We start from the raw sequence: 12,007 nt of genomic DNA on the forward strand, positions 1-12,007 counted from the left end.
TTTATATTAATATACAAGTGTATTGCGTATAACCACCATTATGTTAAATAAGGGTTCCATACTTTATTTAGTTAAAGACTTTCTACAAAATTTGTAGCTATTTAAACTAGATATTGCTTGAATGTGGAGAACATTTAATTCCATTAAAAATTATAGAGTTTTTTATGAAACAGTTCTATTTGGGGCTTCTTGTTACATCAATTACTTTTTTATCAGTATGCAGTACGTCAAAAGCAGAAGTTCTACCTTATTCTTCAAATTTGATTTTGATGGAAAAATCAGCTGAAGAGGGGGATGTTCTAAAACAACTTCTTCTTGGGATGTCGTATGAGCTTGGAAAAGAAGCCCCTCAAGATTATGCACAAGCAGCTTATTGGTATCAAAAGGCAGCTGAACAGGGTAATGCTGAGGCTCAACAGCTTCTTGCAAGCTTGTATTACAAGGGAAAAGGAGTCCAAAAAGATTATACAAAAGCAGCCTATTGGACGGAAAAATCAGCTGAACAGGGTAATGCTGAGGCTCAATTAGACATTGGAAGTCTGTATTACCATGGAGAAGGAGTCCAAAAAGATTATATAAAAGCAGCTTATTGGTATCAAAAGGCAGCTGAACAGGGTAATGCTGAGGCACAACAGATTATTGGAGCATGGTACTACTTTGGAAACAGAATTCAGAAAGATTATGCACAAGCAGCCTATTGGTTAAAGAAGTCCTCTACTCAAGGGAATGCTAAGGCACAGCGTATGCTTGGAACCTTATACTATCAGGGAGAAGGAGTCCCTCAAGATTATGCACAAGCAGCTTATTGGATGAAAAAATCAGCTGAACAGGGTAATGCTGAGGCACAACGTATTCTTGGAAGTATGTACCACGATGGAAAAGGAGTCTCTAAAGATGATAAACAAGCAGCTTATTGGTTGAAAAAGGCAACTGTACAGGGAGATAAGGTGGCACAACAGCTTCTTAGGACGTATTTCTAAAAAACATACTCAAGCGGTTTATTGATTTGGTAGTATGAATTTTTTAAGTGTTATTCATGTATTTTTTCTAAAATTAACATAATACACCTTATACGAAATGCTTTTGAAATTGTGTTATAATTCAATTTGTTGATTCAAGTTTTATAGCCCATTCACCCTCGAATGGGCTTTTTTTATGATTTTTCATGTTCCACGCTTACTTACTGATCGATGTTCCACGGTTTTAATAAGTTTTGATGAACAATCACTTGCTTTGCTCTTGGGCTTTTTGGCGCTGATCCTTCTCCTTTTTAAAGGCTCGTTGATCCATAATGCTGGCTATAATCATGATAGGAATCCCGATAAATAGAAATGCAATGCCTTGTAGGATCTCTTTCAGTTTTTTCATACGTAATGCCCCTTGGAGAGCTTAGTCCTCATTGAATACCGCACTCAGTACTCGGCCAAATAAGCTACGTTTTTTGTGTTGTGGCACTGCCACATTTTGCAACGTGGCATGCTGTAGCGTTTGGGTGTGGTATGCCGTAGTTTCTTGCTGTGGCACTGCCACATTTTCTGCAATATTTAATTCATTATTCTTTTTATTATCATTGTCTTGTTGTGGTGTCGCATGCTGTTGCATGTCAGTGTCGCATGCCGTAGCATCTTGTTGTGGTGATGCTGTGGCAGGTGCAACACTTTTCAGCTCAATGAGTGTTTGCATACGGTCAATTTGTTGCATTAACCGTTCTTCACGTTCTTGGTATTTTTTGACTTCACTTTCTAAATGGGCAATAAGTTTTTTTGTAGATTCATCACCTTCTTGCTTAGATGATTCAATTTTTTGGGGTGTTTGCTCAGGTTCTCCAAAGCATCGGATGACCTCTGCTAGATCGAATTGTCCATCACTGGAGCGTGATAAACGTCCATTACGTACAGCTCTGTAAATGGTTGATCTATCCACATGGAATTTTTTAGATACTTCACTTAGTGATAACTTAGCCATTTACGGTGTCCTTTTTATTTGATGGCATATATCCCACTTTTTTTAGGTATGGGGATAGTTCTTTTATTCGGTCAGGGTCTTGCAGCATCTCAGCAATACGAATAGCAAATTGCGGATAGCTTTCAGTGCCCTGGGAATAACGACCCATTTCAGGAAGTTCAGAAAGTTTATTTGCAAACAGATGGCGTTGTGCATCAGTCATCTTTGTAAAGAGATCTAACGTATTCGGATCTCTTTCTATCGGTGGGTTGTCCTTCTTTTTCTGTTTAAAAGTAAAAGAGAATCCTGAAATTGATCGACCTCTTTTGTGTTGCTCATACTTCACAGTGATATCTGTGTGTTCGTTAATTTGTTTAATAGCAAGCTCAAGTACACTAGTTTTAAAGCGTTCCATACGCTTGTACTCTGTATCGAGTACGCCAATTCTTTGACGGAAATCACTTACCTCTATAATAGGAGTAGAGCCAGTACTTCTCCAAGCAATTAATAATTCATATAAGCGAACAGCATAAGCACTGCTGAGATTACTAACTTGCTGCAATTCGTATTTAGTGAAATGCTCTTCTAAGCGTGTAATTAAGGGAACTATGGCTGGGGCAAAGATAAGTTTAACCACTGCTTCATTATCTACATATCCAATTTCACTAACCCAACGGGATCTATAGTTCTCAATATTCCCTCGTTCATTTATTTTTTGATAGCTAAATTGTCTTGCAAATAAATCATTACAGGCATCTTTTAATGCTTGATAAGCCGTATTGCGATGTACGCCAAATTGATTGATATAGCCTTCTGCATGTACTTCAAGGGGATCATTAGCATTAATACCTTTCCCGCTTTCTCTTGCCTCAACAATGGCCAATAAAATTAAACGTTGTTCTACTAAATCTAAGTTATAGCTTGCATTAATTAAGGCATTGTCTTTTACAACTAATTCTCTCATGAAGCACCAGTATTATTTATTATGCTATGACACAATAATTAATTTTAGTGCTATAAGCAAGGTAAACGGTGTCATATTGCAAGGTAAACGGTGTCATATTGCAAGGTAAACGGTGTTATATTGCAAGGTAAACGGTGTCATATAGTCTTTGAAAGTGTTGTAAATTAAGGCTTTCAGCATGTCTAAAAGCATTTAAAAGATTAAAAATAATTAAAAGCCAAGGGAATGAAAAATTGCCCTTGGTTTTCGCTACGCTCAAACTCTATTGAATCTCGCTATCGCTCGATTCGTCGGGGCAATTTTTTGCAAATACTTTCTAAAATTATGTAAAAAGCAAAAGCGGCTATGACTTCGCTTCGCTCAGAAGCTTTTTTTGCTCGCTTCGCTCGATCTAGGTGCAAATATTTACATGTAATTTACGCTTATTTAGGCTTCACAGCCTAAAAAGCTGTTTTTCAGAGAGTCTAGGCGCGAATTTTTGTTGTGGCGCTCGTAGACACTCGCTAATAAATACTTGTTATTGTTTAATTAATCTAATAAAAATCATCTTCTATCGGCTTTTGCTAAATTGGAAAACATTAGCGAACAGCTGCAGAGAGTTTTAGCTAGTCATAATTCATAAAAATATCGATTGTGTACTGTACTGTAATGTACTAAAATACGATACAGTACAGTACACAATAGGAAATAAACCCATGGCAATCACTAAATCAGATGTGGCAAAAGCCATCGAATCCCTTGCAGAACAAGGCTCAAACCCAACTAACGATAATATCCTTGCGGTTCTTGGTAGCGGCTCAAAGACCACTATCAACAAATACCGCAAAGAGATCCTTGAAGAGCAACTGGCGGCAGCCGTTACTACGGCAAAAACTCTGAAAGATGCGGAACTTGTTACCGTGTCACAAGTCATTGCAACCCTATTGCAAGAACGGATTGATGCAGTACAAGGCGGATATGCGGAAACAGTGCAACAACTGGAAAAGCAGCTTGCAGATACCACAGAAAAACTGGAACAGGTGCAAATCAAACTTGATGAACAGGTCAAACAAACTGATGACACCACCGACAAGCTGAAAGTCGCTCTTGCTAGTACAGATAAGGCAAAAGAAGACTACAACGCCTTGCAAGCCAAATATGAACAGCTACTCGAAAAATCAGGCTCGATCAAATATGTGGAATCACAACTCACTAATGCAAATACACGGATAGCTGAATTAGAAAAACAGATTACAATGCAAAAAGACAAGTAACTGACGATGAAGGCTGACATGCTCCCCATTAAATCACTGGTTTAGTACGGAGTATGTCAACGCTCTTTGGGGGTTACATCATTCAAATTGCTAATTCGCTATGACTGCCTAAGCGAACTAATTTCAAAATTAGTAGTTCACCTTCTTCTGTTTTCTTATAGATTAAAATGAGATCAGGTTTGATATGGCAATCACGATGACCTACCCAATTACTGACCAAAGCATGGTCACGATACTTTTCAGGCAAGGCTTCATCAGCTTGCAATAATTCTAAAACAGTTTGTAGTTCAGCATCTAATGTATTTCGATGCTGCCCTTTTTTCTCACGTTTATAGTCTTTCTTGAATGCTGATGTGTACTTAATCGTCCGCATTTAGATCAGCCATCAAATCTTTAACAGAAGTGAAGCTCTTTGCTTTGCTTAGATCTTCTTCCATTGCAGCAATGGTTTCAGGATTGGGCTGCCAAATTTCAAAAGGCAGAGCCTTTTCTTTCGCTACCTTGGTTAACAGCAAGCGAACTGCATCTGAGACAGTTAAGCCCATTGTTGCAAGAACTTCTGTTGCTTCATGCTTAATGTTTTCGTTAATGCGAGTAGTGACTAGTGCATTTGAAGCCATGTTAAGCTCCTATGATTAACATTGTTAATCACACTATATTCTTAGATGAAGAAAAGTTCAATTCGTATAATCGCCATTATGTTAAATGGCTTTAGATTTAGAGCTTTGTCTAACCTAAAGCATCTATAAACTCAGTACCTATGCAAGGAACAAACAATGGTTTTTCTTACTTAGAAAAAAATATCAACTATCGCAAGATATAAAGCATATGGAGCAAATACTATTGCTAATACAGTCCACCAAAAGCCTTTAGCGACAACAATTCCCCAAATCCATAAAACTATTATTAAAAATTTACAACCTATATTAAAAATTGCACTACCCATATTATTTAATGCCTAATTGTATATGAAATATTAAATGATTTTTAATGGTTACAGTTTTTTACGTTTTCTGAAATTGTTTTATATACCTTTTTATTTTCATCTAAGAAATCAATTTTCATATTTCCGCTTAAAGTTTTCTTGAAAAAATTGGAAAAAAATAACTCTGGAACATCTCTACCAATAACACATAAAAATTGCGAGAAAAATTCATCAGATTTTTGATTTTTGGGGAGAGTTGCATACAGCTGTGAAATACTATTTACACCGTCTATCGATAGCTTGAAATGTGCGCCTTCTGTATTGATCCAGGCGGTATGAAAAGATACGGCACCTTTTTTGAAGGGATAACGTTGAATGCCTTTTTGGTTCATTCTCCATAAAACCTCCTCAAACTTTTTCTGGTCTGATACTTCGTAATTTTTATTTATTACCCCTTCATAGTACATATCCACGTCAATCTCATAAGTCTCTGAGTATGTGTGTTGGTTAAGGAATACAGTTGTTATAGTTAACAACGTCATACTTAATTTTTTCATAGACATCTCATTTATTTTTTTGCAAAAAATTCAATTGTTTTCTTTCCCATCTATGAAAATGAAATTTTAGATCCTCATAGGTACCTTTGAAGAATTCACCTTTTAATGTGATATTACCTATGCTAGATGTCTCGGTAAGAAACATAACGTATATATCTGGCTCTTCCTCAATTTTTTGAATTATAAAACTGATAGGAAATGTTAGGTTTGTTGGAGCACCACTTGGGTAGTAATCACATTTTATAGATGTATAAATATATATTGTATTTCCCTTATATTTAGGTGTATTTCCATAATATGTAACTGGTTGATGAATTTCACAGCTTCCATCAGGAAAGTAAGATAGATGAATTCTTTTTAATTCATCAAAATCACTTTTCTTTATGTCGAGAAAATCTTGAAAAAATAGATTCTGACGTTCTCTTTTGATGACACCATTTTTATCTAAAAAAAAATAGGGATGGGAGTTATAAAGTTTCAAGTAAGTATATAAAACTATTAAAAAAATTATAGATAAGATTATTTCCATATTTAATAAATATTTCTTTAAGTCGGACTATATTCTTTATCTTGGGCAATATCTTTGCAAGCAAAGATATAGTGGATACTAAAAATTATTCTTGCTGTCAGGCAAAAATTGTTCTAATCAGATAATTAAATATCTCAATTAGTTTTTCTAAAATTAACATAATACGCCTTATACGAAATGCTTTATAAATCACTTTATTTTTCAAGTGATTAAGATCATGGAAAAACCACTACCTTACCATAGTGGTTTTTATTAGTTGTATTCAACAATACCAAAGCTAATCGTCACTTAAAACGGCATCTAATACCCGACTAAATAAACCTCGTTTTTTAGATTGTGGCACTGCGACATTTTGCACTGTGGCATACTGTAGTGTTGAGGTGTCGTGTGCTGTGGCGTTGGGTTGTGGCATTGCAACATTTTGAGAGTCTATTTTTTTAATATATTCTTTTTTTTCAATTTCTTGTGCTGTTTTCGCATGCTGTGGCGTCGATGTGTCGCATGCTGTGGCATCAGGTTGTGGCATTGCTGTAGCGGGTGCGACACTTTTTAATTCAATAAGAGTCTGCATACGATCAATTTGTTGCATCAAGCGTTCTTCACGCTCTTGGTATTTTCTAACTTCTTGTTCTAAGTGGATGATCAATTTTTTTGTAGAATCATCGATTTCTTGTTAGGTGACTTTTTGGTGTGTTATAGGGTCTACATTCCTTTATTTATTAAGCTTACAAAGGACTTAAAAGTATTTAAAAATATAAAAATATATTAAAAACCTTCTTTATAAAAAACCTTATAAAATTATGTCGCATAAAAGTTGTAGTTGTGTCGCATAAAAGTTGTAGTTGTGTCGCATAAAAGTTGTAGTTAGTCGCATAAAAGTTGTAGTTAGTCGCATAAAAGTTGTAGTTGTGTCGCATAAAAGTTGTAGTTAAAAAATAAATCCCTTTTATTTCATGAATTTATGTTGTGGATGAAATTAGAAAAAAACTCCGAAAAGCTTTTAAAAGCTTTTAAAAGTATTTAAAAATAATAAAAAGAAAATTGCCCTATGTTTTCGCTACGCTCAAACTCTATTGAATCTCGCTTTCGCTCGATTCTTTGGGGCAATTTTTAGCAAATACCTGAGATCAATTCTTTAAGGTCAAAAGCAACTCGGAATTCGCTTCGCTCATAAGTTTTTTATGCTCGCTTCGCTCGGTCTAGGTTTAAAGATCTGCATGTGATTTTATCTTTTTCTTCATTTTCATTTTTAAAAGAATGTTTTTCAGAGGGTCTAGACGCGACTTTTCAGTACTTCGCTCGTAGACACTCGCTTATCTCTATTTTGAGTGAGTCAAATTGAGTTTAAATCCCAAAAACATTCAGAATAAAAAAGAAAATCGTCAGAAACAGGAAAGATAAGGCTAAATACAGTCGCTGTTTGCTCTCCTTTTGCGTTTTAAGCAGGGTTTGAGCATTTTTATGATGATCTGCTTGGTATTGAGTTAAAAGTGTCTGTAATCGCTTATTTTTAGCTTCCAATGGGTTCTGTTGTCGTACATGTTCTAGATATTCAATCTTTGTCTCTAATTTCAAGATGGTTTTGTACTGTTTTTCTGCTTCGATCTGCTGAAATTGGAGTTTGTTTTGCACAACATTCAGGACTTCTTGTTTTTCGGTCAATTGTCTTTGTAATTGCTGTTGTTGTTTGAAGCGAGTTCGGAGGGTTTGGTTCTGAGCTTGTTTATCTCTGATCAACTGCTGATTACTTTGTTCTAGGTATTTGCAATATTGCTGGAGATTTTCTAAGTCTTGTACTTCCTGTTGACTGTCTTTTTCAACTTGAGTCTCTGTGATTAAACTTTTGAGGTGCCGAGAAAAGAGGCTTTTTTCAATTTCAAAAGGCATGTCATAGCTTTGTTTTAAGGCATCAATAATTTGCTGTTGTTTCAAACCATTTTTCTGTAACTCAAGGATCTCTTCAATGTGGTTTTTTAGCCACGTTTTTTTATCATAAACGGATGGGTTCATTGGGTATGTGTATGGTTCTATTGGTCTACAAATATTGGGGAAGCTTAGTCTAATTTCCTGTTTTTCCAACATTGAGAAGCGAATGATCAGGGACGCTGAAAATCGGGGAAAAAGACTCCCGATTTTTATACACACCATACGCCCCCTTCGGGATGCCACAAATCCAATTAAATTATGAAGTTAGAATGTTTTTAAAAAATAAAAAATTCGGGATAATATAGGTTAATGTATTGATTATTAATGTTTTATTTGTTCGGGTTCGGGACGTGAAAATAGCTGAAAATCTTGGGTTTTTTGAAAAGTTGCATGCTGTTGCATATTTTGATTTAAGTTATTGAAAGTAAATAACTTAATATTTAAACAAAAAGTAACATTTTTAATGATTGATCACTAAAAAAGCCCAACATCAAGTTGGGCTTACACGTTCAAATTTCGTATAAGAGATTTTATGTTAAATAAGGAGACAGTGTGTCTCCTTATCCTATGGCATTTTCTTTATTAAACGAAATCTAATAATTCTCGAAAAATATCTAGATATTTGATCTTTTTATAAAAAAAGTTTGACCTTTAGAAATGCCACCACCAACATTTATACCAATATCTATCATCTTTGTGGTTGATATATTTGGATATTTGTTCTGTTCTATTTGAATTTCCAAGACTTTCTTTTTAGTAAAACCCCCTTCTATAAGCTTAACTATAATTGAATCACCTAAAAAAATTTTATTATTTTCAAGCTCAAAACATAAGACCGAACCAGACTGATAAACTGCATGTATCTTTTCTATTTTCTTATATAAATGTTTGGCTTCAAATTCTATTAATCTCTCACTAAGTGCTTGAAAAATAGCTTTTCCATAAGCTTCAAGAAAATTAATGTATTCATCAAATTCCGTAATATTGAGGATATCATCTATCTGTCCTCCATGAGCTATGTAATTTCTTCTCTCTACAAGGTCATCAATTAAGTTAAACAGATCATCCCCTCTATTACTCACATTAGACACATTGTTAAAAAGTAAACTTTCTGGTCGTATTCCTATAACTTTAAGGACATCATTAAGTTTTATATCAAGACAGGCGAAAGCTTCAGATACTTTCACATGCTTTAAATTTCCAGATTGAAGATAGAAAGCATCACTATTTAATTGAAATTCTAAAGGATTCTCAATACAAGAGTTAAGCTTTGAGAGAACTTTTTTCTTATCGATATCATTATACTTGGCATATCGGTTTTCATTAATAAGGGCAAGCAATTTCACCGATAAATTGAAATGATCTTCACGGATTCTTTCTGGTAGATCATTATAGTTAGCTATAATATCAGGGAGGTTATCTAAATACTCCTTAATCCATATACCAATATGTTTCTCTAAGATTCCATATAATGAAATAGTGATTGACTTGTATTCAAAAATTTTCTTAGATACTCCAAAGCTTCTTAAATGATCTCTAAGTTGCAGAAGTGTAGTATTACTTGAAGATGTTGTAATACCTTCAATATTATTAACTATTTCGATATACTTTATATATTCACGTATGTCATTAATATCTTGAATAAATAATTCTAGAGTTTCTTTTTGCATTTTAAGAAACCTATTACAAATAATTTGCTAGCAAGTTATCGAAGTAATCTATTCGAGTTTTCACCACTCCTGGACTTGTATTACGTCCATAAAATAATCGTTCTCCATTTATCTCATGAGGATTATTATACTTATTCTCTTTAATCACTTCAGCTTGACTTAAAAGTTTTTCTTTCTCTGCTATATGCTTTGCAATTGACTGCATTAGAGGATCATAGATAGTTTTTTGGGGCTTATTTGTTTGTCTTTCATATTTGGGAGGTAAAAATGCCTCTTTTCCAAATATTTCGAAAACTGTATCGATAGTATTATTAAATAATTGCTCCAATCTTTCTAAAGTTTCTTTTGGAAAGTTGTTCGCATTTTTTAAATAGCTATCTAAAAAACTTTCGACAGTTCCAGTAAGAGTATCTAAAAAGCGATATGCAAAAAATCGTAAAACTAGTTCTACATCATCCATCTTTCTATATGTTTCACTTTGAAGAAGATCATCATCATTTATAGGAATATCCCACATAATCTTAAACTTTTCATTTTTCGAAAGTTTTATACATAATTGATTGAAATCACCATTATAAAGCGCATTTCTAGTCTCTTGTGGTGTTAACTTTTCCCCACCACTATTTAATCGCTCGAAGACGATTTGCTTTAACTCTTCAGCTTCTTCAGGTGTTTTCGCTGTTTCTTCAAGTAATACGATAGAAGATATATATCTTCTATCTATACCTTTTTGTATTTCTTCTGGTAACTCATTATATTTTTTTCCTTCTAACTCTTTCCAATAGCCCATATCTTCTAGAGCAAAGTCCCCATTATAAAAATCATAGATGGTTGTCAAACGCTGTAATCCATCCATCACTTCAAATTTTGAATAATCATACTCATACAAAAAAATAGGAGGTAACGGCACGTTCATAATGAAAGATTCTATCAATCTAGATTTCTTTCCATTATCCCATCTCTTTCTTCTTTGATACTCAGGATCCAACTTGTAATCTTCACTATCAAGCATAGATTTTATACTTTTCACAGGGTATCTAGCTTGCTCAGTAACAATCCTAATCTCACCTCGTTTGTATTTAGCATTGATTTCATCATCTGACATGCTTACTACTTGTTTTTCCTCATCTTCTCGGTTAAAAATTTCACCCTCTAGGAAATTCATATATTCTTCTCCATTTTAAAATATTGAATATTTATAACTAAACCTATCATGTAAGAGAGTTTAAAGGATTAAAAGCTATTTACACCTACATAGGGAAATAAAACAGAGTAAGAGGATATTTTTAAAACAGAGAACCTGAATAAGAGCATTTTTTGATAGAGTGTTTTTTGAAGCTTAGATTTAAGTTTTTCTAAAATTAAAATAATACACGTTATACGAATCTAAAAATGGGAGCTTAAGCTCCCATTTTTATTGATGATTTTTTAATTCTTTTAGCATAGCGTCTCGCAAGATTTCATTCATACGTGTCTGATAGCCTTTGCCTTGAGCTTTAAACCATGCAAGTACGTCAGCATCTAAACGAATGGAAGTCTGTTGTTTCACTGGGCGATAGAATTGATTATGACGTACAGCATTGCTCCAGTCTGTAATTTCAGGAATATCTGATAGGTCTAGTTGATCGTCAGGAAGCATTCCTTTAGCAAGCAAGCGTTCAATTTCAGCATCTTGCTTGTCGCTGAATTTTTCATTCAGTTCTTTGCGTGAGTGTCTAACCATGCTCATATTTATCTCGCTCCGCTTTTGTTACCTGTCTTGCACTAATGATTCGTATGATTTCACACTCATCTTCATCAAAGATGGTGTGAGCTACTAACAGCATTAGTACGCCTTTCACTTTTCCAATGGTCTGCCAACGTTCTTCACCATCGGTATGTCTGTCTTGGATTGAGATCCGTAATGGATCTTCAAAAACGAGGCTTGCCGTTTCGAAAGAGATATCATGCTTTTTCTGATTCTTTCGATTCTTAGCCTCATCCCATTCAAAATACTGTTCCATAGAAAACATTCAAATTTGTATATACAATAATGTATCACAAAATTGTATCACTCAACCCGATTGGTGTAATTTTTAGTCAAAATTATTGGCAAAACATTCCAAAACTGCTCATAAAAAAGCCGACTTGTTTCAAAATCGGCTTTTTATGGATTTTAGGGTTTGGTGTAAATTTTTAAGATATTGATTTTTATATTAATATACAAGTGTATTGCGTATAACCACCATTATGTTAAATA

Annotated in this window: 15 protein-coding genes and 1 pseudogene; 2 read left to right on the forward strand and 14 right to left on the reverse strand. The window is 34.2% G+C overall.

Annotated features, from left to right (window positions below; translation table 11 throughout):
- Positions 1–164 precede the first annotated feature (164 nt).
- A complete protein-coding gene (locus FTU58_RS13420; RefSeq protein WP_180062577.1) occupies positions 165–980 on the forward strand; it encodes a tetratricopeptide repeat protein in 816 nt (271 codons plus the stop codon).
- Positions 981–1,224: 244 nt separating this feature from the next.
- Here FTU58_RS13420 and FTU58_RS13425 read toward each other — a convergent pair whose 3' ends face one another.
- From FTU58_RS13425 to repM, 3 genes are read right to left on the reverse strand one after another with little or no spacing between them, the layout of a single operon-like run.
- Positions 1,225–1,368 (reverse strand): hypothetical protein, encoded by a 144-nt coding sequence (locus FTU58_RS13425; RefSeq protein ID WP_004968401.1) that lies wholly within the window; start codon positions 1,366–1,368, stop codon positions 1,225–1,227.
- Between the two features lie 21 nt (positions 1,369–1,389).
- Complete coding sequence (locus FTU58_RS13430; protein ID WP_180062578.1) at positions 1,390–1,965, reverse strand: plasmid replication DNA-binding protein; 576 nt, start codon at positions 1,963–1,965, stop codon at positions 1,390–1,392.
- A complete protein-coding gene (repM, locus tag FTU58_RS13435) occupies positions 1,958–2,908 on the reverse strand; it encodes a replication initiation protein RepM (RefSeq protein ID WP_180062579.1) in 951 nt (316 codons plus the stop codon). Before repM ends, FTU58_RS13430 begins: the two co-directional genes overlap by 8 nt.
- Positions 2,909–3,603: 695 nt before the next feature.
- On the opposite strand from repM, the gene FTU58_RS13440 reads away from it, so the two are divergent.
- Positions 3,604–4,161 (forward strand): DNA-binding protein, encoded by a 558-nt coding sequence (locus FTU58_RS13440; RefSeq protein WP_180062580.1) that lies wholly within the window; start codon positions 3,604–3,606, stop codon positions 4,159–4,161.
- An 82-nt stretch (positions 4,162–4,243) separates the two neighbouring features.
- Here FTU58_RS13440 and FTU58_RS13445 read toward each other — a convergent pair whose 3' ends face one another.
- The 11 genes and pseudogenes from FTU58_RS13445 to FTU58_RS13495 all read right to left on the reverse strand — a co-directional run bounded on the left by FTU58_RS13445 (position 4,244) and on the right by FTU58_RS13495 (position 11,771).
- Complete coding sequence (locus FTU58_RS13445) at positions 4,244–4,534, reverse strand: type II toxin-antitoxin system YafQ family toxin (protein ID WP_180062581.1); 291 nt, start codon at positions 4,532–4,534, stop codon at positions 4,244–4,246.
- A complete protein-coding gene (locus FTU58_RS13450) occupies positions 4,521–4,781 on the reverse strand; it encodes a type II toxin-antitoxin system RelB/DinJ family antitoxin (protein ID WP_004778838.1) in 261 nt (86 codons plus the stop codon). Before FTU58_RS13450 ends, FTU58_RS13445 begins: the two co-directional genes overlap by 14 nt.
- 170 nt (positions 4,782–4,951) lie before the next feature.
- Entirely contained in the window at positions 4,952–5,107 is a 156-nt protein-coding gene (locus tag FTU58_RS13455) for a hypothetical protein (RefSeq protein WP_168526714.1), read from the reverse strand.
- A gap of 41 nt (positions 5,108–5,148) precedes the next feature.
- Positions 5,149–5,643 (reverse strand): hypothetical protein, encoded by a 495-nt coding sequence (locus FTU58_RS13460; RefSeq protein WP_180062582.1) that lies wholly within the window; start codon positions 5,641–5,643, stop codon positions 5,149–5,151.
- Positions 5,644–5,650: 7 nt separating this feature from the next.
- Positions 5,651–6,172, reverse strand: coding sequence for a hypothetical protein (locus FTU58_RS13465; RefSeq protein ID WP_136144039.1), 522 nt, complete (start codon positions 6,170–6,172; stop codon positions 5,651–5,653).
- 277 nt (positions 6,173–6,449) lie between these two features.
- A pseudogene (locus FTU58_RS13470) lies at positions 6,450–6,845 on the reverse strand (DNA-binding protein); the annotation flags it as partial.
- Positions 6,846–7,516: 671 nt separating this feature from the next.
- On the reverse strand, positions 7,517–8,254 hold the full coding sequence (locus FTU58_RS13475; protein ID WP_180062584.1) for a hypothetical protein: 738 nt from the start codon (positions 8,252–8,254) through the stop codon (positions 7,517–7,519).
- A gap of 458 nt (positions 8,255–8,712) precedes the next feature.
- Entirely contained in the window at positions 8,713–9,768 is a 1,056-nt protein-coding gene (locus FTU58_RS13480) for an MAE_28990/MAE_18760 family HEPN-like nuclease (RefSeq protein WP_180062585.1), read from the reverse strand.
- A 13-nt stretch (positions 9,769–9,781) separates the two neighbouring features.
- A complete protein-coding gene (locus tag FTU58_RS13485; RefSeq protein ID WP_180062586.1) occupies positions 9,782–10,933 on the reverse strand; it encodes a DUF262 domain-containing protein in 1,152 nt (383 codons plus the stop codon).
- Positions 10,934–11,182: 249 nt separating this feature from the next.
- The gene (locus FTU58_RS13490) at positions 11,183–11,497 is read right to left on the reverse strand and encodes a BrnA antitoxin family protein (protein ID WP_032032443.1); all 315 of its coding nucleotides are present in this window, start codon (positions 11,495–11,497) and stop codon (positions 11,183–11,185) included.
- Entirely contained in the window at positions 11,484–11,771 is a 288-nt protein-coding gene (locus FTU58_RS13495) for a BrnT family toxin (protein ID WP_180062587.1), read from the reverse strand. The genes FTU58_RS13490 and FTU58_RS13495 overlap by 14 nt, the downstream gene beginning before the upstream one ends.
- Positions 11,772–12,007: the final 236 nt, after the last annotated feature.

It is taken from the genome of Acinetobacter sp. YH12120, assembly GCF_013418795.1.
Taxonomy (GTDB): Bacteria; Pseudomonadota; Gammaproteobacteria; order Pseudomonadales; family Moraxellaceae; genus Acinetobacter; species Acinetobacter towneri.